This is a genomic window from Duganella aquatilis (assembly GCF_009674565.1).
In the GTDB taxonomy this organism is placed as follows: domain Bacteria; phylum Pseudomonadota; class Gammaproteobacteria; order Burkholderiales; family Burkholderiaceae_D; genus Rugamonas; species Rugamonas aquatilis.
Window position 1 is genome coordinate 43267 of the sequence record NZ_WKJL01000002.1, and the last position, 22573, is coordinate 65839.

General features: G+C 64.6%; 19 protein-coding genes. 6 read left to right on the forward strand and 13 right to left on the reverse strand.

Features of this window, described 5'->3' with window-relative positions; genetic code table 11:
* A complete protein-coding gene (locus tag GJ698_RS04580) occupies positions 1-2370 on the reverse strand; it encodes a DNA polymerase II (RefSeq protein WP_154356434.1) in 2370 nt (789 codons plus the stop codon).
* Between the two features lie 118 nt (positions 2371-2488).
* Positions 2489-3139 (reverse strand): hypothetical protein, encoded by a 651-nt coding sequence (locus GJ698_RS04585; protein WP_154356435.1) that lies wholly within the window; start codon positions 3137-3139, stop codon positions 2489-2491.
* Positions 3140-3265: 126 nt separating this feature from the next.
* Between GJ698_RS04585 and GJ698_RS04590 the strand changes: the two genes are divergently transcribed.
* Together GJ698_RS04590 and GJ698_RS04595 are read left to right on the forward strand one after the other, a co-directional pair.
* A complete protein-coding gene (locus GJ698_RS04590) occupies positions 3266-3952 on the forward strand; it encodes a response regulator transcription factor (RefSeq protein ID WP_154356436.1) in 687 nt (228 codons plus the stop codon).
* Complete coding sequence (locus GJ698_RS04595) at positions 3952-5886, forward strand: sensor histidine kinase (protein ID WP_154356437.1); 1935 nt, start codon at positions 3952-3954, stop codon at positions 5884-5886. The genes GJ698_RS04590 and GJ698_RS04595 overlap by 1 nt, the downstream gene beginning before the upstream one ends.
* A gap of 45 nt (positions 5887-5931) precedes the next feature.
* Here GJ698_RS04595 and GJ698_RS04600 read toward each other — a convergent pair whose 3' ends face one another.
* From GJ698_RS04600 to GJ698_RS04615, 4 genes are all read right to left on the reverse strand, one after another.
* Positions 5932-6099, reverse strand: coding sequence for a Flp family type IVb pilin (locus GJ698_RS04600; RefSeq protein ID WP_154356438.1), 168 nt, complete (start codon positions 6097-6099; stop codon positions 5932-5934).
* 467 nt (positions 6100-6566) lie between these two features.
* Entirely contained in the window at positions 6567-9068 is a 2502-nt protein-coding gene (locus GJ698_RS04605) for a TonB-dependent receptor (RefSeq protein ID WP_154356439.1), read from the reverse strand.
* Between the two features lie 152 nt (positions 9069-9220).
* Positions 9221-10435: an acyl-CoA dehydrogenase family protein gene (locus GJ698_RS04610; protein ID WP_154356440.1), complete on the reverse strand. Its 1215-nt coding sequence runs from the start codon at positions 10433-10435 to the stop codon at positions 9221-9223.
* A gap of 11 nt (positions 10436-10446) precedes the next feature.
* Positions 10447-11151: a histidine phosphatase family protein gene (locus GJ698_RS04615; RefSeq protein WP_154356441.1), complete on the reverse strand. Its 705-nt coding sequence runs from the start codon at positions 11149-11151 to the stop codon at positions 10447-10449.
* Positions 11152-11233: 82 nt separating this feature from the next.
* On the opposite strand from GJ698_RS04615, the gene GJ698_RS04620 reads away from it, so the two are divergent.
* On the forward strand, positions 11234-12145 hold the full coding sequence (locus GJ698_RS04620; RefSeq protein ID WP_154356442.1) for a LysR family transcriptional regulator: 912 nt from the start codon (positions 11234-11236) through the stop codon (positions 12143-12145).
* Here GJ698_RS04620 and GJ698_RS04625 read toward each other — a convergent pair.
* A complete protein-coding gene (locus GJ698_RS04625; protein WP_154356443.1) occupies positions 12117-13256 on the reverse strand; it encodes an MFS transporter in 1140 nt (379 codons plus the stop codon). The genes GJ698_RS04620 and GJ698_RS04625 overlap by 29 nt on opposite strands.
* Positions 13257-13350: 94 nt before the next feature.
* On the opposite strand from GJ698_RS04625, the gene GJ698_RS04630 reads away from it, so the two are divergent.
* A complete protein-coding gene (locus tag GJ698_RS04630; protein ID WP_154356444.1) occupies positions 13351-14262 on the forward strand; it encodes a LysR family transcriptional regulator in 912 nt (303 codons plus the stop codon).
* Here GJ698_RS04630 and GJ698_RS04635 read toward each other — a convergent pair.
* From GJ698_RS04635 to GJ698_RS04645, 3 genes are read right to left on the reverse strand one after another with little or no spacing between them, the layout of a single operon-like run.
* Positions 14259-14858, reverse strand: coding sequence for a PqiC family protein (locus GJ698_RS04635; protein ID WP_154356445.1), 600 nt, complete (start codon positions 14856-14858; stop codon positions 14259-14261). The genes GJ698_RS04630 and GJ698_RS04635 overlap by 4 nt on opposite strands.
* On the reverse strand, positions 14855-16474 hold the full coding sequence (locus tag GJ698_RS04640) for a PqiB family protein (protein WP_154356446.1): 1620 nt from the start codon (positions 16472-16474) through the stop codon (positions 14855-14857). The genes GJ698_RS04635 and GJ698_RS04640 overlap by 4 nt, the downstream gene beginning before the upstream one ends.
* On the reverse strand, positions 16467-17732 hold the full coding sequence (locus GJ698_RS04645) for a paraquat-inducible protein A (protein ID WP_371865130.1): 1266 nt from the start codon (positions 17730-17732) through the stop codon (positions 16467-16469). The genes GJ698_RS04640 and GJ698_RS04645 overlap by 8 nt, the downstream gene beginning before the upstream one ends.
* A gap of 96 nt (positions 17733-17828) precedes the next feature.
* Between GJ698_RS04645 and GJ698_RS04650 the strand changes: the two genes are divergently transcribed.
* Positions 17829-18560, forward strand: coding sequence for a substrate-binding periplasmic protein (locus GJ698_RS04650; protein WP_166454804.1), 732 nt, complete (start codon positions 17829-17831; stop codon positions 18558-18560).
* A gap of 2 nt (positions 18561-18562) precedes the next feature.
* Here the strand turns inward: GJ698_RS04650 and GJ698_RS04655 are convergent, their stop codons facing one another.
* From GJ698_RS04655 to GJ698_RS04665, 3 genes are read right to left on the reverse strand one after another with little or no spacing between them, the layout of a single operon-like run.
* Positions 18563-19012 (reverse strand): thioesterase family protein, encoded by a 450-nt coding sequence (locus GJ698_RS04655; protein ID WP_154356448.1) that lies wholly within the window; start codon positions 19010-19012, stop codon positions 18563-18565.
* Position 19013: 1 nt separating this feature from the next.
* Positions 19014-20240 carry a M20/M25/M40 family metallo-hydrolase gene (locus tag GJ698_RS04660; RefSeq protein WP_154356449.1) on the reverse strand — a complete coding sequence of 409 codons (1227 nt, stop codon included), beginning with the start codon at positions 20238-20240 and terminating at the stop codon, positions 19014-19016.
* A gap of 11 nt (positions 20241-20251) precedes the next feature.
* Positions 20252-21460, reverse strand: coding sequence for a urate hydroxylase PuuD (locus GJ698_RS04665; RefSeq protein WP_154356450.1), 1209 nt, complete (start codon positions 21458-21460; stop codon positions 20252-20254).
* Positions 21461-21587: 127 nt separating this feature from the next.
* Here GJ698_RS04665 and GJ698_RS04670 point away from each other — a divergent pair, with 127 nt between their 5' ends.
* Positions 21588-22526 (forward strand): LysR family transcriptional regulator, encoded by a 939-nt coding sequence (locus GJ698_RS04670; RefSeq protein ID WP_154356451.1) that lies wholly within the window; start codon positions 21588-21590, stop codon positions 22524-22526.
* Positions 22527-22573 lie beyond the last annotated feature (47 nt).

Here is a 22573-nt window from a genome sequence, read left to right on the forward strand (position 1 = left end):
TTAGAAAAGGCTGGCTTGCGCCGTCGTCAAACTGGTGAAACTGTCGTGCATCGGCAGCAGGATCGAGTCGGCGATCGGCTGCAGCTGCTTGGTCAGATAGTGCTCGTAATCGATATTCGAGCGCAGCGCTTCCAGCGGCTCCGGGCCGCCGGTGGTCATCACGTAGCTGATCCAGCCGCCGTTCTGGTAGCGCAGCGGACGGCGTTGCGCCTGATTGTACTCATCGGCGATGCGCGCGGCGCGCACTTGCGGCGGTACGTTGACCTTGTATTCGTCGAGCGGCTGGCGCAGGCGCTTGCGGTAGACCAGCAGGTCGTCGTAGTCGCCGGACAGGGTTTTCTCGGCGTACTCCCGCACGAAGTCCTGGTAGGGCTCGTCCTTGAAGATGCGCAGGAACAGGCCCTGCTGGAACTGCTGCGCCAGCGGCGTCCAGTCGCTGCGCGCCACTTCCAGGCCGCGATAGATGACTTCGTCCTCGCCCTTGCTGTTGAAGGTCAGGCCGGCGTAGCGCTTCTTGCTGCCCATATCGGTGCCGCGGATGGTCGGCATGAAGAACTTGCGGTAGTGCGTGTCGAATTCGATTTCGAGGTGGCAGTCGAGGCCGTGCCTGGTCTTCAGCATGGTGCGCCACCATTGGTTGATCTGGTCGGCCAGGCCCTGGCCGATGGCCAGCGCTTCGGCGTTCGGGTATTCCTTTTTCAGCCAGATGAAGATGGAGTCGGTGTCGCCGTAGATGACGTCGTAGCCCTCGGCCTCCACCAGCGCGCGCGTCTGCTTCATCATCTGGTGGCCGCGCAGCGTGACCGACGACACCAGGCGCGGATTGAAGAAGCGGCATTCGCTGGCGCCCAGCACGCCGCAGAAGGAGTTCATCAACAGCTTGAGCGCCTGCGACAGCGGCTCGTTTTTGGCGCGCTTGGCGGCGTCGCGCTGTTTCCAGATGTCGGTGGTGATGGCCGGCAGGCAGTGTTTCTCGCGCGAGAACACGGTGCCGTTGACGCCCTCCACCACCGTGGCCGGATCGGTGGCCGCCTCGCCTTCGACCAGCCCGACCGGATCGACCAGGAAGGTGCGGATGATCGACGGGTACAGGCTCTTGTAGTCGAGCACCACCACCGAGTCGTACAGGCCAGGCTTGGAATCCATGACGAAGCCGCCCGGCGAGGCGCCGCCGCTGACGTCGCCCACATTCGGCGCCACATAGCCTTCGCGGTGCATGCGCGGCAGGTAGTGGTGCGAGAAGGCGGCGATGGAGCCGCCCAGGTGGTCGGCCTGCAGGCCGGTCACGGTGGCGCGCTCGATCATGAAGGCCAGCAGGTTGGCCTTGTCGAAGATGCGCGTGACCAGTTCGCAGTCCTTCAGGTTGTAGGTGGCCAGCGCCGGCTTGTCGTGGTGGAAGCGGCGTTCGATTTCGGCCATCTTGTCGTAGTCGGTGCCGATTTCCTTGCCTTCGCCGAGCATGGACTGGGCCACGTTTTCCAGGCTGAACGAGGGGAACATCCACGAGGCGGCCTTCAGCGCGTCGATGCCGTCGAGGATGATGCGGCCCGGCAGCGGCGCGAACAAATAGCCCTGCTTGCCCGGATGCTCGCGCCATTCGATGCCCTTGCCTTCGCGCCCCAGCGCCAGCGGCACCTTGTGCTTGTCGGCGTTCTTTTGCAGCACGTGCAGGTCGAACTGCACCACGTTCCAGCCGATCAGCACGTCGGGATCGTGGCGCGCCATCCAGGCGTTCAGGCGCTCGATCAGCTGGCGCGGCGTGGCGCAGTATTCGAGGTCGAAGTCGACGGCGGGCGCCTCGGCCGGCGCCTCGCCCAGCATGTAGACCTGGCGCTGGCCGCAGCCTTCCAGCGCGATCGAGTACAGGTCGCCGTAGGCGCTGGTTTCGATGTCGAGCGACACCATCTTCAGTGTGGGCCGGTAGTCGGGTGCCGGCTTGAGCTTGCAGTTGTGGATGACGTGGCCGCTGGCGTGGCCGCCCTCGGTGTGCACGGTGGCGGTGATGAAGCGCTCCATCAGGTAGCGTTCGGGCGGGCGGATGTCGGCCTCGAACAGCTTGATACCGTGGTCGCGCAGCGCCCGTTCCAGCGCCGTCAGCTGCTTGTAGCGCGAGGCGTAGATGCCGATCACCGGCTGCTGCTGGAAGGTCTTCAGTTGCAGCTCGCGCAATTCGATGCCGGCGTCGGGCGCGATCTGCGCCGCGATGGCCTCGCGCAGCGACGCCTCGGCGAAGGCCACCGAAGTCTGGGCGGTGAGGCGGACTTTCCTGGGGCCGGCGTCGGTCGCCAGCCAGAAATCGATCTCCGTGCCGCTGGGCGTGTCGCGCCAGTGGCGGGTCAGGATGAAGCCGGTTTGTGCGGTGTGCGTCATGCCAGAATTATACTGTATGCGCATACAGATCCGGGGTCAGGTCCCTCATTTCTACACGAGCTGTGCCGTAGCAATGCTACGGCACAGCTCGTGTAGAAATGAGGGACCTGACCCCGGATTAGCCGGCGATATAGGAGACGCGCAGCGCTGCCGGGCCGCGCGGTGCGGGGCGGTGTTCGGGCTGGCCCGGCGCGCCGGGGCGTTCGACGTCGAAGGCGACGCCGTCCAGGCTGATTTCGACGGTGGCACCCTGCTCGTCGCGGCCGGAGAACAGCAGCAAGGCGCCGGGACCGCGCACGGCGCCGCGCAAGGTGCTCAGGCCGGACCAGCGGTAGCTCATCAGCTCGCCCGCCAGGCGGCTGGCCGCCTGCACCAGCGGCAGCCGCTGCTCCTGCGACGGATCGCCGCTGCTGATCCAGTGCAGATGCACTTCGCACAGGCGCACGCTGTCGGCGTCGAACAGGTAGCGCAGCCGCGCCGGCCCGGGCGGACCGGGCCGCAGCGACGGCACCGTCAGCTCCAGCCACTGCTCGCCGCTGAGGCGGTCGATGTCGTGCTGCAGCGTGGCCTGCGCCACCGGATGTTCGGCGGCGATGGCGGCCATCACGTCGGCCAGCTCCATGCCCCAGCGCGCGCGGCCATAGCCGCTGCAGCGGTAGCGGTGCTCGCGCACCTGCCACGAGCGCGGCTGCCCGGTCAGGGAAAGTTCCAGTAGCGGGCGCCGCGGCGGCCGGGCGCCGGACGGCGGCAAATTGTCTTGGACATGCATGAATGTGCGGTGCTGATAAAACCAGCGTCATTGTAGGTTGCCCCCTTCGGCGTGTATGTAGCACGAAAGTGCTACAAGGGCCCCGCCAGCCCTTTCGGCCGCCGTCTTCCAGCGTAAAATGGCCGCATGAACCCAGCTGACCCACTCGATACCCGCCTGATCCACGTCGCCATCGTCGAGGACGATCCTGAATTCAGCAATGCGCTCAGCGTGGTGGTGCAGGATTGCGCCGACATGCAGCTGGTCGGCCGCGCCGCCACCCAGGCCGAGGGCCTGGCCTTGCTGTCCGGACCGCCGGCCGACGTGTTGCTGGTCGACCTCGGCCTGCCGGACGGCTCGGGCATCGCCGTGATCCGCGCGGCGGCGCTGCAATGGCCCAGTTGCAGCATCATGGTCAGCACCAATTTCGGCGACGAGACCCACGTGATGCGCTCGATCGAGGCCGGCGCCGCCGGCTACCTGCTGAAGGACAGCTCGCCGTCCAAGATGTGCGACGAGATCCGCAGCCTGGCCAACGGCGGCAGCCCGATCAGCCCGATCATCGCGCGCCAGGTGCTGGCGCGCTTCCGCAGCGCCCCCGCCGCGCCGGCCAGCGCCAGCCAGGCCGCCGACGAAACCTCGCTGCTGTCGCAGCGCGAGAAGGAAGTGCTGGACTACATCACCAAGGGCTTTACCGTGCACGAGATCGCCGGGCTGATGCAGCTGTCGCATTTCACCGTGCGCACCTTCGTGCGGCGCATTTACAGCAAGCTCAAGGTGTCTTCCAAGGCCGAGGCGATCTATGAGGCGCGCACCCAGGGATTGCTGTCCTGATGGCCCGGGCATCGCGCCTGCTGGCTCCGCTGCTGCTGTTGTTCTCGGTGGCGGTATTGATTGCGGCCGCCTCGCTCTACCTCGACAACGACGGCCACCACGGCCCGGCCGCCACGCTGCGCCTGACCCAGGCCAGCTGGCAGGAAACCGTCGCGCCCGGCTACACGCCGCCGCCGCCCACGATCGACAGCGCTGCCTTGCCGCCGGCATGGCAACTGGTGGCGCTGCCGTTCAGTCCATCGATCGCGCTGCTGCGCCAGGCCGCATCCGGCGCCAGCGGCACGCCGCCGCATGCGGTGCACGTCAGCTGGCTGAAGGTGGCGGTGGACGGCCTGCCGGTGACGTCGCGCCTGGCGCTGTACGGCGTGCGCGTCAAGACCGACGGCACCATCGCGGTCTACATTAACGGCAGGCTGGCGCACCAGGCCCAGCAGAACGGGCCGTCGTGGAACAGCACCCGCACGCCGCTGTGGTTCACGCTGGACAACCGCCGCGGCAGCCCGCCGGTGCGCGAGATCCTGCTGCGGCTGGAACACAGCCCGGCATCGCAGACGGCGCTGTCGTCGCTGCGGCTGGGACCGGCCGACGTGCTGCGGCCGTCATATCAGGTGCGGCTGTGGCTGCAGCAGCAGTTGCCGGCCATGTTGAGCGCGGCCTTCATGGCGGTTGGCGTGTTCGCCGTATTCGTCTGGCTGCGGCGCCCGCGTGAGATCGCCTATCTGCTGTTCTTCAACCTGGCGGCGACAGCTTTCCTGCGCGGCCTGCATTTCTATGTCGACCTGCCGGTCGCCAACGACTGGTTTGCCTGGCTGACGGTCAATTCGCTGTTCTGGCTGGTGCTGGCGGTGCATTTCTTCCTGTGCCAGCTGCACCAGCAGCCGCTGGTGTGGCTGACGCGCGGGCTGGTGGCCGTCACGCTGCTGATCGGCGTGCTGACCTGGCCGCCGCTGGCGGTGCTGCCGAGTATGCCGACCGTGACGCCGATCATCTACCTGGCGGCGCCGATAATGAGCCTGATCGCCTGCGTGGTCGACGGCTACTGCAGCTGGCGCCATTCGCAGGAGGGGCGGATGGTGGTGTACGGCCTGCTGGCCTGTACCTTGATGGGCATGTCGGACTGGCTGTTGCAGAATAACGTCATCAGCGCGGAGGGCTGGTATCTGGGCGCCTATGCGCCGGCGGTGTGCTTCATCACCTTCGGCGTGCTGATGTACCGCCGCTATGTCGATGCGATTGCCGAAGTGGAGCGGGTCAACGCCAGCCTGGCCGAGCGGCTGGAAAAGCGCGAGGCGGAGCTGGAGACCAGCCACCAGCGCCTGCGCGAAATCGAACTGCGCCAGACCATCAGCGACGAGCGCCAGCGGCTGATGCAGGACATGCACGACGGCCTCGGTTCCTCGCTGATCAGCGCGATCCGCTCGGTGGAGCGCGGCAATATCAGCGACGAGCGCGTGTCGCAGATCCTGAAAGATTGCCTGGATGACCTCAAGCTGACCATCGATTCGATGGAGCCGGTGGAAGCGGACCTGCTGCTGTTGCTGGCCACGCTGCGCTTCCGCCTGGAGCCGCGCCTGGAGGGCACCGGCGTCAAGCTGCTGTGGGAAGTGCGCGAGCTGCCTGCGCTGCCGTGGCTGAATCCGTCCAGCGCGCTGCACATTTTGCGCATTGTGCAGGAGAGCATTGCCAACATCCTGCGTCACACGCGGGCGACCGAGATCCGCGTCGGCACCACCGCCGGCGCCAATGGCGTCCAGGTGCACATCGCCGACAATGGCGGCGGCTTCGATGTTGCGCAGACCTTGTATCAGGCTGGCGGACGTGGGCTGCAGAACCAGCGCCGGCGGGCGGCGTCGGTGGAAGGGACGGTCAACTGGCAGTCCAATCCGGCCGGCACGCTGTTCACGCTGTGGCTGCCGCTGGAGCGCAAGGCATAAAAAAAACCGGACGCGAGGTCCGGTTTTTTTTCGGGCTGAAGCAGATTACGACGATTTGATCAGGCCGGAGATGTAGGTCAGCGAAGCGGTGATTTTCGGGCCCAGGATGGTCAGGCCGGCGGTGATCGCGGCGGCGATGGCGGCTGCCATCAGAGCGTATTCGATAGCGGTGATGCCGTCTTCGTTGCGGATGAAGTTGGTGATTGCGTTCATGATTGAATCCTCGTTAAAGTTGATTAGAAGGTAAAAACTGCGTCAACTAAAACGGGGTTCAGGTTTTAGGTACTGCGTTGCTGCTTGTTGCATGTGTTCTGCTGATGTAAGTCATTCTACGCACCTCGCCGCCGCCGCGCAGCAGACAAACGTCACTTTCTGCCGTGACATTTGTCACGCATGGACACAAGGAGCCTGCAGATAGGCGCCGATACCCTGCTCCGGCTAATTTCCCAGCTCAAACTGCGTGGCGGCACGCAACTCCCGGCGACAAGCAGTTCAAGCAAGCTGGCCGCTTGCGTCTGGAAGACGTCGCTTTTGATTAGGCAAAAAAAAGCCCGCTACGAGAGCGGGCTAAATCTATTTCCTTGGAGGAGAATAGAGGAGACAGGTGTAATCATGCCGGTCGGCGGCCTGTTTATCCAATTTATCTTTCTGATGCCAGAGATTCACCAGACGCATAATGCTTAGAATTTCACATCCAGCTTCACGCTGAAGTAGCGGAACACATCACGCGGCGGCACCCAGCTGCTGGCCGAAACCTGCGGCGACGTCGCGGTCGGACCGGCGCGGAACGACGACGGGCCACTGGCGTTCGCATTCGGAATATAGAAGCGATCGAACAGATTGTTGACGCGGAAGCTCACCTTGTACTTGTCCTGCGGGTCGCGCACGCCGAAGCCCAGGTCGGTAATGCTGTACGGATCGTTGACCGAGTTCGGATCGTTGTTGATGTTGGTGTTGTATTTGCTCTGGTAACGCACGTTCACGTTCACAAAGCCCTTCAGCGGCATCTTTGGAATACCGAACTCGTAGTTGGCGCCGATGTTCAGCCTGATCTTCGACGTGCCCGGGAAGACCGTGTTGTTCAGATTCTGCACACCGGTGGTCGAACCTGGCGAAATCGGGAAGCAGGCGGTGTTCTGGCCGGCGATCGAACCGTTGGCGGCCAGCTTGGTGCCGCCTACCGCGACGTTGGTCGAATCGGCGAAGCACGGACCGTTGGCCCACTTCTCGATGGTCGGCAGCGTGAAGGCCAGCGCCCCATTGATCGTCAGATCCTTGGCCGCCAGCGCGTTCACATCCAGTTCAAAGCCGTGGGTGGCGATGTTCGGAATCGAATTCAGCTGGCTGTAGATGGTCGGATCGTTCGGCAGCACGTAGGTCACGTTCTGCTGGTAATTGAAGAAGTCCGACTTGAAATACGTGGCCGCGACCGACAGGCGGCTGTTGAACAGGTTGGCCTTGGTGCCCAGCTCGAAGCTCTGGCTGGTTTCCGGACGCACCGGGAACGCCGCCGACGCCTTCAGGCCCGAGGTCACGTCATACGCCTCGCCCTTGTAGCCGGTCGACACCTGCGAATACACCATCCACTCCGGCGTGATCTGCTTCTGCAGGCTGATCTTGCCGGTGGTGGCGTGGTCGGTGTTGCCGGTGCTCTGGAACTGGTCGACGCCCACCGGACCCGGCGTGAACGAGGCCTCATCCAGCTGGTTGGTGAAGTAGTTGCGCTTGTAGTGGTAGCCCGAAATCTCTTCGTTGACGCGCAGGCCGCCGGTCAGCGTCCAGGTCGGCATGAATTCCCACGACGCCTGGCCGAACACCGCCTTGTTGGTGTTGTAGATGTCGGTGTAGTAGTTGGTCGGGCTGGACGGCGAGTTGGCGTTGCACACCGTCGGCGCCACGCAGTAGCCGCGGATGAAGTGACGGTAGATCTCGTTGTGCGCCAGCCACAGGCCCGCCACGTACTTGAAGTTGCCGGTGTCCGGCGACACGTAGCGGAATTCCTGCGTCTTCGAGCGGATGTCGTAGGTGCCGAACTGGTTGTTGCCCACGGTCGGGATGGTCGAGCCGGCGACGGCGATGGTCGGCACGTCGGTGAAGTCCTGGTCGCGGAAGTCGTTGGCCAGGTATTTGCTCCACGAAGTGATCGACATCAGCTGCGCGTCATTCGGCAGCGTCCACGACACTTTCAGGCCGACGCCGCGGTCGCTGGAGATCAGCCCGGTCGGGAAATCGCGGCGCACATTGCGGTTGTTCGGGTCGTTGGCGTTGATGCCGGCCAGCACCGAGGTGGCCGGCAGCAGCGGATTGCCGTTCAGGTACACGCCGTTCAGGCCGATCGGCGTCGACACCACATTGCCGGCCGCAGCCGAACCGGTGCGCAGGTTGAAGCCGTTGACGGCGGTGACGCCGCGCGAGTTTTCCTGGAAGTTATAGCGTGGCGTCAGGTCCACCTGCACCGTGTCGATCGGATTCCATTGCAGCTTGGCCATGAAGGTCTTGCCGCCCGAACCGTTGACGTCCTTGCCGTCGGTCAGGTTGTGGAAGGTGCCCGGCAGGCGGCTCTTGCCGGCGTACAGGCGCATGGCGAAGTGCTCGTCCAGCTGGCCGCCGGCCGAGGCGTTGACGCGCCATTCGTTGTCGTTGGTCAGGTAGGTGCTGGCGCGGTACACCATCGGGCCGGAAATCGGCTTGGTGACGATGTTGACGGCGCCGGCCACGGCGGACTTGCCGAACAGCGTGCTCTGCGGGCCTTTCAGCACCTCGATGCGCGACACGTCGGCCAGATCCTTGAAGGCCTGGAACTGGGTGGCGATCGGAATGTCGTCGATGATCACCGCCACGTCCGACTCGACGCCGATGCCGACCGAGACGGTGCCGATGCCGCGCATGAAGATGGCGTTGTTGGCGGCGGTGGTGCCCGAGTTCAGGGTCAGCGACGGCATCATCGCCACCACGTCCTCGATTTCGCGGATATTGGTGCGCTGGATTTCCTGCTCGCTCATCACCGAAATCGCCATTGGAACGCTTTCCAATTTTTCGACGCGTTTATTCGCGGTCACGACTACAGTTTCCAGCGTGCCAGGTTTGCTGCTTGATTCTTCTTGTTGCGCGTGGACGTTCATGGACAGCAAGGCCAGCGCCAGGGCCGACGCCATCGGCGTCAGAAGGATAGGTTTTTTCATCGTCGTCTCCAGCTTTTTGTTTTAGTTAATCGTTTAACTTGCGTGGTGACAAAGATTAAAGCAGGCTTCTCAAGATGTCAACGACAAGTCAACACGTGTGAGCCTGCTACGCAACAGTTCGACGGAAAACGATTACCTTGCTTTCACGATAACTATTTATAGCGCGCCAGTTCCATCTTGCCGATCTGCGAGCGGTGCACCTCGTCCGGACCGTCGGCCAGCCGCAGCGAGCGGGCGCTGGCGTAGGCATGGGCCAGGAAGGGGTCGGCCATGCCGCCGCCGCCCTGGATCTGGATTGCCCAGTCGATCACCTGGCAGGCCATGTTCGGCGCCGCCACCTTGATCATGGCGATTTCCTTGGCGGCCACCTTGTTGCCCACGGTGTCCATCATGTAGGCGGCGTTGAGCACCAGCAGGCGCGCCTGGTCGATCAGGATGCGCGACTCGGCGATGCGCTCCAGCGTCACGCCCTGCTCCGCCACCGGCTTGCCGAATGCAACGCGCGACAGGCTGCGCTGGCACATCTGTTCCAGCGCGCGTTCGGCCAGGCCGATCAGGCGCATGCAGTGGTGGATGCGGCCCGGTCCCAGCCGGCCCTGGGCAATTTCGAAACCGCGCCCCTCGCCCAGCAGCAGATTCCCGGCCGGCACGCGCACGTTGTCGAACACGATTTCGGCGTGGCCGTGCGGCGCGTCGTCGAAGCCGAACACCGGCAGGTGGCGCAGGATGTTGACGCCCGGCGTATCGCGCGGCACCAGGATCATCGACTGCTGCTTGTGGCGGCTGGCGTTGTCCGGATCGCTCTTGCCCATGAAGATGAACACCGCGCAGCGCGGATCGTTGGCGCCGGACGACCACCACTTGCGGCCGTTGATCACATACTCGTCGCCGTCGCGCACGATGGAGCTGGCGATGTTGGTCGCATCCGACGACGCCACCGCCGGCTCGGTCATGCCGAAGCACGAGCGGATGCGGCCATCGAGCAGCGGCGCCAGCCACTGCTTCTGCTGTTCCGGCGTGCCATAGCGCGCCAGCACTTCCATATTGCCGGTGTCCGGCGCCGAGCAGTTGAACACTTCCGGCGCCCAGTGCACGCGGCCCATGATTTCGCACAGCGGCGCGTATTCCAGGTTGGTCAGACCGGCGCCCTGGTCCGAGTCGGGCAGGAACAGGTTCCACAGCCCGGCGGCGCGCGCCTTCAGCTTCAGCTGCTCCATGATCTGCGTCGGCACCCAGGCGTTGCCGGCGGCGCGGTTGGCGTCGATCTCGGCGTGGAAGGCCGCTTCGTTCGGGTAGATGTGCTCGTCCATGAAGGCTGTCAGCCTGGCCTGGAGCTGCTTTACTTTCGGGCTGTAATCGAAATCCATGTTGTCTCCCTTTATCGGTAGGTGATGGCGCCCGGCTGGCCGAGCCATTCCAGGTGCGCGTAGTTATTCAGGTAGCTCAAGGTGAACTGGCCGGGCCGCTGCAGCAGCTTGGTGACGGCGCCGTTGGCCAGCGTCCAGTTCAGCTCCATCACCTGGAAATCCTGCAGGCCCAGCAGGTGCTGCATCAGCGCCGAGATTACGCCGCCGGAGGTGAACACGATGGTGGTCTGCTTGCTGCTGTCGGTATCCAGCCGTTCCAGCGCGCGCACGCAGCGGCGGCGGAAGTCCGGCCAGGTTTCGCTGTAGTCGCCGTCGTGCCAGCCGCTCATCCAGCGCTGCATGGCGGCGCGGAACAGCTGCTCCAGCGCGCGCGGCGGATCGACATGGCTGGCCAGCAGCGCCTTGAACGCCATCGCGTCGGCCACCTCCGGGCAATGGCGCAGCAGCACCTCGTGGTGATTGAACTCGGCGAAATCCTCGTCGGTGAGCCACTCGGCTTCGAGCAACTGCTTTTTCGGCAGCTCCGCCAGGCAGGTGTCGGCCGTCTGCCGGTGGCGCGCCATGCCGCCGGTGATCACCTTGTTGAAGGACTGATGGGTGTTGGCGTACCACTGCCCCAGCAGGCGCGCCTGCTCGTAGCCCAGCTCGGACAGCTGGTCGTAATTGGCCTTGCCGAACGATGCCTGCCCATGCCGCACCAGAAAAATTTGTCCCATATCGCCTCCTTCGAGACCTGTAGCTTACCGGGCGGCCTATAATTCATCAAATGAATAGAATTAATTGAATCGAATTAATCTCATGCATATATCCAAAGTCGACCTGAACCTGTTCATCGTGCTCGAAGCCATCTATACGGAAGGCAGCATCACGCGCGCCAGCCTGAAGATGAACCTGACGCAGCCGGCCATCAGCCACGCGCTGAACCGCCTGCGCCAGCTGTTCGACGACCCGCTGTTCGAACGCCAGGGCCACGTGATGACGCCAACGCCGCTGGCGCGCTCCATCATCGACCCGGTGCGGCGCGCGCTGCGTAGTTTTGAAGTGACGCTGACCGGCGCCGCGCGCTTCGACGCCGCCAGCAGCGAGCGCAGTTTTTCGCTGGCCGTGCGCGACGTGCTGGAGGCCAGCGTGCTGCCGCCGCTGATGGCCGGCATCGCGCAGCAGGCGCCATCGGCCACGCTGAACACCCTGCAGGTCAGCCGGCGCGAACTGGAAAGCGAACTGGCGGCCGGCACGCTGGACGCCGCCATCGACGTGCTGCTGCCGCTGCCGAACGACATCCGCCGCGCGCAGCTGGCCGGCGACCAGACCGTGGTGCTGGTGCGGCGCGGCCATCCGCTGGTGAAGAAAAAGGCGCTGAGCCTGGAGACCTACCTGGCGCTGGAACACATCCAGACCAGTTCGCGCCGGCGCGGCCCCGGCCTGGAAGATGTGGAACTCAGCCGGCAAGGCCTGCAACGCCGCATCCGCCTGCGCTGCCAGCACTACTTTGCCGCCTGCCGCGTGGTCAGCCAGACCGACCTGGCGCTGACCATGCCGGACCGCCTGGCGCGCATCGTCAACCAGCAGTTCAACAACCAGATCCTGCCGCTGCCGCTGACCATGCCGTCGCTCGACGTCTACCTCTACTGGCACGCCAACGTCGACAACGATCCCGCCAACACCTGGCTGCGCGCGCAGATTACTGCGGCGATGCAGGCTGCCGGATAAGCGCCGCGGCCAGCGCCGCCAGCAGCGCGATGGCGGCGGACACATAGCCGATCGTGCCCGCACCCCAGGCCGAGATGCTGACGCCGCCGATCACCGCGCCCAGCGCGATGCCGCCGTTGGCGGCCGAGACGTTGATGGTGCCGGCCAGCGCCTGCGCCTGCGATGCCGCCTTCATCACGCGGATCTGGCACACCGGATACAGCGCCGTATTCGCCACGCCCCACACCGCCAGCGCAATCACGAACGCCAGCGACGCGCCGGCAAACGCCATGCTTGCCGCCATGCCCAGCGCCAGCATCACGCTGAACGCCGCCGTGGTGGCCAGCGGCTTGCGGTCGCCCCAGCGTCCGCCGAGCCAGTTGCCGACCAGGCCCACCGCGCCAAAGCCCATCAGCCACCAGCCCACCAGCGCCGGGGCGATGTGCGCCGACTTTTCCAGCATCTCCGCCAGATACGTGTAGCCGGTGAACATGGCGGTAAACACCAGCACCGACAGGGCGACGTTCGCCAGGAAGAACGGGCTTTTGAGTATCTTCAGCTGGTCCGCCATGCGCACCGGATGGCTGGCGCGCACCGTCGGCATGCGCGTCCAGATCAGCACCGCGATCAGCAGCGACAGCGCCGCCAGCAGCGCAAAGGCGCCGCGCCAGCCGACAGCATCCGACGCCAGCGTGCCAAGCGGAATACCGAACAACATCGCGCCCGAAATCCCGAGATACACGCGCGATACCGCGCGGCCGCCCTGCCCCGGTCCGGCAATCTGCGCGGCCGTTTCGCTGGCCGTGCCCCAGAACACCGGCAACGCCAGCGCCGGCAGCAAGCGCGCCACCGCCAGCACCCAGATATTCGACGCCACCGCCGCCAGCGCATTCGCCGCCGCGAACAGCAGCAGGATCGCGATGAACAAGCGTTTGCGCTCCACATTGGCCAGCCACGCCGTCAGGAACGGTCCGCACACCATCACCACCACCGCGAACAGCGTCACCAGTTGCCCCGCCGTGGCGACCGCAATGCCCAGGTCACGCGCCAGCGCCGGCAGCAGGCCGACAATCAAAAACTCGGTCGTCACGATCACAAACGCGGCGACGGCCAACAAAACAGAAGTAAACATGCAGCTTGACCCGGTAAAAAACAGCCCGCATGATAGTCAGGACTTAAATTCCCGTGTTGGATATAAATTCCACCTCTTTATAGAATTAAATTCCATGAGTGCCAACGAACGCCTGAAAGGCCTGGAAACCTTCGTCGCCGTCGCCGACGCCGGCAGCTTCACCGCCGCCGCCGCGCGGCTGAACCTGACCAACTCCGCCGTCGGCAAGGCCGTCGCGCGCCTGGAAGAACGCCTGCAAAAGCAGCTGTTCGAACGCAGCACGCGCAAGCTGGAAATGACCGACGCCGGCGCGGCGTTCTACCAGGTCTGCACGCGCATCCTCGACGAACTGGAAGTGGCGGAACGCGCGCTGTCCGCCGAAGAGGCCACGCCCTCCGGCCGCCTGCGCATCGATCTGCCGGCCACCTTCGGCCGCATGAAGGTGCTGGCGCCGCTGCTGGCCTTCGCCGCGCAGCATCCGCAGGTGACACCGCACATCTCCTATACCGACAGGTTTGTCGACGTGGTCGAAGACGGCATGGACGTGGTGGTGCGCATCGGCGGCGACGAAGCCTGGCCGGCCGCCGTGGGCTATCGCCACCTGGGGAATGAGGAACTGATTTTTTGCGCGGCGCCGGCCTTCATCGCGGCGCACGGTGCGCCGCAACGCGCATCCGACCTGCCGGCCTACGACGCCATCCTGTACGGCCGCGCCGACGGCAGCACGCAACCGTGGCGCATCCAGGACGGCGCGGCGCCGCTGGCGCGCCAGCACATCAACGGCCGCATGGTGTTCGGCCAGGCCGAATCGCAGGTGGCCGCCGTGGAGGCGGGACTGGGCCTGGCGCAGTTCCCCACCTGGCTGGTGGACCAGAAAATCCGCGAGGGAAAACTCATCAACATCCTGCCGCAGCTGACGACACAGGGACTGCCGCTGCACCTGCTATGGCAGCGCAGCCGCCAGCACGCGCCGAAAGTTCAGGCGCTGCTGGCGCACTTTGAGACGACGCTGTGCATCAATCCCTAGCAGGTCGGCGTGCCGCCGGCAGCCAGCGCGCGCACCGCCTTTGACATGTCGGCGCCTACGCGCGCCACCGCGCGGCGATGGCCAGCCACCAGCTCGTCGTAGCCGGCGCCCACGGTTTCCTGCGCCACGCTGCGGCAGGTCAGCACCTGCGTGCTGCCGACCAGCCGCACGCTCCACACCGCGTCGATCAGCGCATACTTGCCCGGCGCCGATTCAAAGCGCTGCACGCTGGTGCTGATGCGGTACACCGGCGCCTTCTCCGGCACCGGCGTGCGAAACGCGTCGATGGTTCCCAGCTCGCCGGAAATCGCCAGCGACAGGGCCTGCCCGATCTCCGCCGCCGGCAGCGACGACCAGCGCTCCAGCTCCAGCAGATCCATGCGGCCCTCGCCGGTGGTCACCAGCATCTGCGCGCGCGTCAGCTGCTGCGGCACCGTCACCGCCGGCAGCTCGATGTAGTAGGCGGCGCGCACCGCCGGTGCGGCCGGCACGCCCATACCGTTACTCAGACTGTAGAAGTGCTCGGGCGGCGGCGTGGCGCAGCCGGCCAGCACCAGCACCGGCAACACCATCGCCATGGCAAATGCACGCATCATTTCGGATCTCCTTTTTTGTCCACCTTACCGCGTATCAGCGACTCCGGATGCCGCTCCAGATAATCCGTCAGCGCATTCAGCGATTGCAGCGTCTGCGTTACCTGCTGCAAGGCCTCGCGCAGGTCGGACTGCACCGGCGAATCCTTCTGCAGCAGCTGGTCCGCTTCGGCAAAGGTCTTGCGCGCCGCCGCCAGCGTGTCCTTCATCTCCGGCACCACCTGGCCGTCCAGACGCTTCATCAGCACATCGGCGCTCTTCAGCGTATCGCGCAGGTTCTTGCCAATGTCCTCGAACGGCACCTTGTCCAGCTTGCGCGCGATGCTGGAAATCTGCGTCTGCAGTTCATCCAGGCTGTTAGGCACGGTCGGCACTTCCACCAGTTCCTGCGTGGTGTCGATTTTGGCCGCCGGCGCATTCGGGAAGAAGTCCAGCGCCACATACAGCTGGCCGGTCAGCAGATTCCCCGTGCGCAGCTGGCCGCGCAGGCCGCGCGCCACCAGGCGCTCCAGCACCTGCGTGCCGGCGTTGCGCTGCTGATCCTCGGCCACCGTCCTGGCAAAGTTGCGGCCCAGGCGCGCCGGATACATATCCACCGTCACGGGCATGCGGAAGGTCTTCTTCACCGGATCGAACTCCACGCCCACCGAACGCACCTCGCCCATGACAATGCCGCGGAAGTCCACCGGCGCACCGGCCGACAGGCCGCGCAGCGACTGGTCGAAGTACAGCACCGTGGTCACCGCCACGCCATCCGGTTCGCGCAGCGCGCTGGCCTGATCCGCCGCCAGCGCAAAGTCGCTGCCGGCCGGCGCCGCCGCCGATGGTTTCTGCCCGCTGACCGATTCAAATGCGATGCCGCCCACCAGCAGCGCCGCCAGCGACTGCGTGTTGACCTTGAAGCCGGACGAATCGAGCCGCACGTCGACGCCGCTGGCATGCCACCAGCGCGAATTCTTGCCGACATACTGATCGTAAGGCGCGCTGATAAACACCGACATCTTCACGCCGCGCCCCTTCTCTTCCAGATCGAAGCCGGTCACCTGCCCCACCTGGATGCGGCGGTAGAAAATCGGCGAACCGACATCAATGGAGCCCAGCGACTCGCCATGCAGCATGTAGGACGTGCCCTTCTCGTCGCGCGTCACCTGCGGCGGCTTCTCCAGCCCGACGAATTCGTGCGTGGTCTCCTCCGACTTGCCGGCGTCGACGCCGATGTAGGAACCGGACAGCAAGGTGTTCAGGCCCGTCACGCCGCTGGCGCCGATGCGCGGCCGCACCACCCAGAAGCGCGTGTCATTCGCCGTGAAGCGCTTGGCCTCCTTGGTCATGTCGATGGTCACCAGCACCTTGGACAGATCGCTGCCCAGCGTGATCGTCTTCACCAGGCCGATGTCCACATCCTTGTATTTGACCTTGGTCTTGCCCGGCTCCAGACCGTCGGCGCTGCGGAAGCTCACCGTCACCGTCGGCCCCTGGTCCAGCACCATCTTGACCACCAGCGTCAGGCCGATCAGCGCCGCCAGCAAGGGGATCAGCCACACCAGCGACGGCATGCGGCTGGGCTTCTCCACTTCCGGTTCTGGCAACGGCGGATTGCCGTTCTCGTTCTCAGACATGCTTCTCTCCGTGTGTATCGATAGGATCCCAGATCAGGCGGGGATCGAACTGCATGGACGCGATCATGGTCAGCACCACCACCGCGCAAAACGCCAGCGCGCCGGGACCGGCCGTAATCACCGCCAGCGTCTGGAAGCGCACCAGCGCCACCGTCAGCGTAATGACAAAAATATCGAGCATCGACCAGCGGCCGACAAACTCCACGATGCGGTACAACTTCGTGCGCTGCAAGGGCTGCCAGCGCGAGCGCCGCTGCGCGGTCCACGCCAGCAGCGTCAGCGCCACCAGCTTCAGCACCGGCACCACGATGCTGGCAATGAAAATGATCACCGCCAGCGCCGGCGAGCCGCTGGTCCAGAAATACACCACGCCGCTGATGATGGTGTCGTCCTCCTGGCCGAACAGCGAATGCGTGTACATCACCGGCAGCAGGTTGGCGGGGATGTACAGGATGGCCGCCGCCAGCAGGAAGGCCCAGGTGCGGCCCACGCTGTCCGGATGCCGCCGGTACAGCCGCGCGCCGCAACGCGCGCAGTACTGGTGCCGCAACGTGTACTTCACCGACTCCACCAGACCGCAGCTGTGGCACGCCAGCAGCGGCGCCTTGGCCAGCGCCGTGTACGAAAACGTCTTCTGCGCCACCCGGCGCGGCCCCGGCAGGTGCTCGCCGATATTCCATAAAATCTTCGGATCGAACGACACCACGATGGCCAGCATCATGGTCAGCACGCCGAACGCGAACACGCCCGGCTGCACGATCACCTCGGCCAGGCTGGTCATCTTGACGATGGTGATCAGGATGCCGATCATCAGCACCTCCGTCATGCCCCAGCGCCGCGCCAGGCCCACCGCGCGCAGCAGGTGGTCGAAGCCCGAAGGCCTGCGTCCGGCACGCAGCGACAGCGTCACATACAACAGGGAACCCAGTTCCACCGCCGGCAGCAGGATCGTGAACAGGAACACCACCACCGCCACCGCCTGCATCTGCTCCGTCCACAGCACGCGGATGGCGCCCAGCAGCGTGGCGCTGGTGCTGTAGCCGCCGACATCCAGCTGCACGATCGGGAAGAACTGCGCGATCAGAAAAGTGAACACCGCGCCCAGCGTGATCGCCGCCATGCGGTTGGCGTTGGAATGGATGCCGCGATACAGGACCGAGTGGCAACGCACGCAGCGCGCCTTCTCGCGCGGGCGTACCGGGCGGCGCTGGTGCAGCACGCCGCAGTCGTGGCAACTGATTAAATCGTATCGATGCACAGGGTGGCCGTTCGGTCAATAATGACCATATCATACGACAAAGCAGTATCAGCTATCATAGCGTACCAATCCAATAACAATACCGAGAAACAGTCCATGTCCCGCTGTTGGTCCGTGCTGCTGGCAGCCGCCTTTTCCCTCTCCGCATCCGCGCCCGCCGCGGCGCAAGGCCCGGACACGCTTATCTTCGGCACCACCCACGAACCCGACTCCATCGTCTACCAGTACGCGCGCGACTACCTGCAACGCCTGTGCGGCGAGATCCGCCAGCGCTGCCAGCTGCAAAGCCTGCCGGGCAGGCGCAGCGAAGCGATGCTGGCCGACGGCAGCCTCGCTGGTGAAATAGGTCGGGTCAAGGAATATGGCCGCAAGCATCCACAGTACCTGCGGCTGGACGAGCCGTTTGTGCAGACACGCACATATATCTTCACGCCGGCCGGGCAGCCGGTGATCGATAGCTGGGAGGCGCTGGCCGCCGGTGCGCGCACTGTCAGCTACAAGCGCGGCATCCTGACCTACCAGCTCAAGCTCGATGCGCTCAAGCCGCGCGTGCAGCCGCACGACGTGCAGAACGTGCCGGCCTGCCTGAACATGGTGATTAACCGGCGCGATCACGCCTGCGTCTACGACGACGGCAGCCTGAGCGCCGTCTCCACGGCCATGCTGTCGCAGGGCCGCATCGGCAAGCCGGTGGAGGAACTGAATCTCTACATCTACCTGGGCCGGGACCACAGTGCGCTGGCCGGCGCCCTCAACCCCGCCGCCAGGCGCCTGCAAACGCAGGGCCTGAACGCGGAACTGCACCGCAAATACTTCGGCGTCAAATAAGCTTATTTGTCCTTGATGCTGGACGCCAGGTCCTGATAGTCGTCGGTCTTGACCAGCGCCTGCCAGGTCGCCATCAAGTCCGGCGGCGGTGCGATCAGCTTGCGCGCCGACAGATCCAGCCAGCCGCCGGTGCTGTTGACGCGCGCCGCCAGCTTGCCGTCCGGGCGGATGATGTCCGAGCGCAGTATCCAGCGGCTGCCGTCTTCGGCCAGGCCCGCCAGTTCCAGCGTCACGGTGATCTCTTCCAGCAGCAGCACTTCCTTGAAGTACGCGATTTCATCCTTCATCACCACCGGGCCGATCTTCAGCCGCATGAACTCGCGCATCGGGAAGCCATGCTCCGACAGGAACAGCATGCGCACATCGCCGGACTTGTCGAGGAAAGCCGTGTTGCGCATATGGCTGTTGAAGTCCATATCGCCCCAGCCGGCCATCAGTTTTTTCGAAAACATCTTACGCTCCAAGGAAATCGAATAAGGTGGATGCTACCACCTTGGTCGCCTTGCGCAGGTCTTCGAGGTTGAGGCGTTCATCGGCCTTCTTGGCGTTCGATTCCGGCACCGTGCGCGGGCCGGCGCCGTACAGCACCGCCGGGATGCCATGTTCGCCGTACAGGCGCGCATCGGCGTACAACGGCGTGCCTTGCGCCGGGATCTTCTCGCCGATGAAGGTTTCGGCGTTCTGCTGGATGCTGGCCACCAGCTTCTCCGTGCCCGGCCGCTCGCGCAGCGCGTGCGACAGCAGCAGGCGCTTGATCTCCAGCGTGATGCCGGGCACGCCCTGCACCGCCGCTTCGATCAGCGCGCGCACGTGCGCCTCCACCGCCACCGGATCTTCTTCCGGGATCATGCGGCGGTCCATCTTCAGCGTCACCTTGCCCGGCACCACGTTGGTGTTGGTGCCGCCGTCGATGCGGCCCACCAGCATGGTCGGCGAATCGATGCCGGCGATCTTCGACTTGATCTTCTTCAGTTCCGGCAGCTCGCCGTAGATGGCATTCAGGATGCGCGTGGCCGCCTGCAAGGCGTCGTGGCCCGTCTCAGGCATCGCGCCGTGGCCGGACTTGCCGTGCACCGTCACCTCCAGTTGCAGGCAGGCGTTGTGCGCGGTGACGATGTTGTAGCTGAAGCCCGCCGCGATCACGTAATCCGGCTTGGTCAGCTTCTGCTCCAGCAGCCAGCCTGGCCCCAGCAGACCGCCGAACTCCTCGTCATAGGTGAAGTGCAGTTCCAGCCCACCCTTCAGCGGCACGCCCAGCGCCTCCAGCGCGCGCGTGGCAAAGATGTAGGTGGCGAAGTCGCACTTGGACACCGCCGCCGCGCGGCCATAGATATAGCCCTTGTCGACCACACCGCCATACGGTGGATAGGTCCAGTTGTCACCTGGCGGCACCACGTCGCCATGCGCATTCAGCGCAATGGTCGGGCCGCCGTCCGCATACGGGCGGCGCACGATCAGGTTGGTGATGCTCTCCATGCCGTAGTCGCGCACTTCCTGCTGCGGCACGGCGTGCTTTTCGGCGGTCCAGCCGTAAGCCTTGACCAGATCGGCCACCATGTCCGCGTGCGGCGCGTTATTGCCCGGCGGCGTATCGGTCGGCACGCGCAGCAGCTGTTGCAGCACGCCGACCTCCTCGTCGAAGTGTGCGTCGATCCATTCGGCCAGTTTTTGCTTGGTCATTACTCATTCCTTCATTGTGCGCCGGACTCGTACCAGGCCGCGATCTGCGCCCGTTCCGCGTCGGTCATATTGGTCAGGTTAGCCAGCGGCATCGCCTTGGTCTGCACTACCTGTTTGTAGATTTTTTCCGCGTTCTGGTGGATCTGGTCCGCGCTGTCGAACGTCACGCCCAGCGGCGCCGCCGCGAAGCCGGCCTGCGTCGGATGCGCCGAGTGGCACGACACGCAGCGCTGCGCGATCACGCCCTGAACCTTGGCGAATGCCGCCGCCGGATCGGCCGCCGGCGCCGACGCCACAGGCTTGGGCGGCGCGATCGCCACCGCCACGCCGGCCAGCAGCGCCACGCCGATGGCCGGATAGCGCCACTCCACGCGGCCTTTGTGGCGCAGGTTGAAGAAGTGGCGAATGAACACGCCGGCCGCCATGATAAACGCCAGCACCAGCCACGCGCGGTCGTTCCGGTACGTCATCGCATAGTGGTTGCTGATCATGATGAACAGCACCGGCAACGTGAAGTAGTTATTGTGGACGCTGCGCTGCTTGGCCTTCTGTCCATGGACAGGATCGGGCAGGCGGCCCTGCGACATCGCATCGACCATCTTGCGCTGGCCCGGAATAATCAGCATCAGCACATTGCCGACCATGATGGTGCCGATCAGCGCACCGACGTGGATGTAGGCCGCGCGGCCGCTCAGCACATGCGTCAGCCCATACGCCGCGCCGACGATCAGCGCAAACACCACCACGCCGAACCACAGGTCATGCTTGCCCAGCGGCGAACGGCACAGCAGGTCGTACACCGTCCAGCCAATCACCAGCGTGCCGATGCCGATGCCGACCGCCTGCAGGCTGCTGATGTCCGCCACCGACTTATCGATCATCATCGCCTGCGCGTTGAAGTAGTAGGCGATGGTCAGCAGCGCGATGCCGGACAGCCAGGTGGAATACGCTTCCCATTTAAACCAGTGCAGGTCCTTCGGCAGCTCGGCCGGCGCCACCAGGTATTTTTGCGGATTGTAGAAGCCACCGCCGTGCACCGCCCACAGCTCGCCCGACACGCCCTTCTTCGCCAGGTCCGATCCCGGCGCCGGCGGACGAATCGAATTGTCCAGCCACACAAAATAGAAGGAAGCGCCAATCCAGGCGATGCCCGTAATGATGTGCAGCCAGCGAACAATGAGATTGAGCCACTCAAGGCCGTACGGGATCAGATATTCCATGTATGTGGTCAGGTTATAGATGTGGCTAATTTACAGAAGATAAACGGATTTGATTCCTGCTACATGAACATTAGAGTATATTAGACATATCCAATCCCGTATAAACCGCTTCATAAACACCCTGCCCATGTCCGCTTTGCCGCAACACCTGGACCTTCACCTGATCCGCATCCTGTACCTGCTGCTGGTCGAGAAGAACGTCTCCCGCGTCGCCCTGAAACTGAATCAGCCGCAGCCCTCCATCTCCGCCTCGCTGCGCAAGCTGCGCGAGCTGACCGGCGATCCGCTTTTGGTGCGCGGCGCGCGCGGCATGGTGCCGACCCAGCACGGCGAGAGCCTGCTTGCACCAGCAAAGCGCATTCTGGACGAAACCGAGAACCTGTTCCTGAAGAAGGCACCTTTCGTGCCACAGGAAGAAGCGCGCACCTTCCACGTCGCCGCGCCGGACTATCTGGACAGCCAGTTCCTGCCCAACCTGGTGGCGCTGCTGCGCCGTGGCTCGCCCAACAGCCGCATCAAGATCCACAGCCTGGGTGCGGGCGTCGACTACGTGCGCCTGCTGTCGGATGGCGACATGGACCTGGTCATCGCCAACTGGGACGAGCCGCCCGAGCATCTGCACATGTCCAAGCTGTTCGAAGACCCGATTATCTGCGTCATGCGCGCCGACTGCCCGTATGCGCTGCGCACCGACAGCGACAAGATGACGATGGACGACTACCTCACGCTGCCGCACGTGGCGCCGACGCAGATCCTGCCCGGCTACATGGGCGTCATCGACGACTACCTGGAGCGCCAGGGCCTGCAGCGCAACGTGGTGGTGGAATCGGCCTACTTCGGCCTGATCCCCAGCATGCTGGCGCAGACCGACCTGGTGCTGACCACCGGCAGCCAGTTCGTGCACTACTACGAAAAGCAGATGTCGCTGAAGCGCTACACGGTGCCGGTCAAGTTCCCGCCGATGCGCTTCTACCAGCTGTGGCACGAGCGCGTGCACCAGGCGCCGGAACACAAATGGCTGCGCGAGCAGGTGTCGGCGGCGGCCAAGGCGCTGACGCAGAAGTAAGCGCAGCCATATAAACCGTACCGCATACCGCATATATCGCAGCGGTG

What these genes read in the sequence shown, in the direction of transcription:
- GJ698_RS04580 (WP_154356434.1), bottom strand. Translation starts at nt 2,370, where the DNA reads ATGACGCACACCGCACAAACCGGCTTCATCCTGACCCGCCACTGGCGC.
- GJ698_RS04585 (WP_154356435.1), bottom strand. Translation starts at nt 3,139, where the DNA reads ATGCATGTCCAAGACAATTTGCCGCCGTCCGGCGCCCGGCCGCCGCGG.
- GJ698_RS04590 (WP_154356436.1), top strand. Translation starts at nt 3,266, where the DNA reads ATGAACCCAGCTGACCCACTCGATACCCGCCTGATCCACGTCGCCATC.
- GJ698_RS04595 (WP_154356437.1), top strand. Translation starts at nt 3,952, where the DNA reads ATGGCCCGGGCATCGCGCCTGCTGGCTCCGCTGCTGCTGTTGTTCTCG.
- GJ698_RS04600 (WP_154356438.1), bottom strand. Translation starts at nt 6,099, where the DNA reads ATGAACGCAATCACCAACTTCATCCGCAACGAAGACGGCATCACCGCT.
- GJ698_RS04605 (WP_154356439.1), bottom strand. Translation starts at nt 9,068, where the DNA reads ATGAAAAAACCTATCCTTCTGACGCCGATGGCGTCGGCCCTGGCGCTG.
- GJ698_RS04610 (WP_154356440.1), bottom strand. Translation starts at nt 10,435, where the DNA reads ATGGATTTCGATTACAGCCCGAAAGTAAAGCAGCTCCAGGCCAGGCTG.
- GJ698_RS04615 (WP_154356441.1), bottom strand. Translation starts at nt 11,151, where the DNA reads ATGGGACAAATTTTTCTGGTGCGGCATGGGCAGGCATCGTTCGGCAAG.
- GJ698_RS04620 (WP_154356442.1), top strand. Translation starts at nt 11,234, where the DNA reads ATGCATATATCCAAAGTCGACCTGAACCTGTTCATCGTGCTCGAAGCC.
- GJ698_RS04625 (WP_154356443.1), bottom strand. Translation starts at nt 13,256, where the DNA reads ATGTTTACTTCTGTTTTGTTGGCCGTCGCCGCGTTTGTGATCGTGACG.
- GJ698_RS04630 (WP_154356444.1), top strand. Translation starts at nt 13,351, where the DNA reads ATGAGTGCCAACGAACGCCTGAAAGGCCTGGAAACCTTCGTCGCCGTC.
- GJ698_RS04635 (WP_154356445.1), bottom strand. Translation starts at nt 14,858, where the DNA reads ATGATGCGTGCATTTGCCATGGCGATGGTGTTGCCGGTGCTGGTGCTG.
- GJ698_RS04640 (WP_154356446.1), bottom strand. Translation starts at nt 16,474, where the DNA reads ATGTCTGAGAACGAGAACGGCAATCCGCCGTTGCCAGAACCGGAAGTG.
- GJ698_RS04650 (WP_166454804.1), top strand. Translation starts at nt 17,829, where the DNA reads ATGTCCCGCTGTTGGTCCGTGCTGCTGGCAGCCGCCTTTTCCCTCTCC.
- GJ698_RS04655 (WP_154356448.1), bottom strand. Translation starts at nt 19,012, where the DNA reads ATGTTTTCGAAAAAACTGATGGCCGGCTGGGGCGATATGGACTTCAAC.
- GJ698_RS04660 (WP_154356449.1), bottom strand. Translation starts at nt 20,240, where the DNA reads ATGACCAAGCAAAAACTGGCCGAATGGATCGACGCACACTTCGACGAG.
- GJ698_RS04665 (WP_154356450.1), bottom strand. Translation starts at nt 21,460, where the DNA reads ATGGAATATCTGATCCCGTACGGCCTTGAGTGGCTCAATCTCATTGTT.
- GJ698_RS04670 (WP_154356451.1), top strand. Translation starts at nt 21,588, where the DNA reads ATGTCCGCTTTGCCGCAACACCTGGACCTTCACCTGATCCGCATCCTG.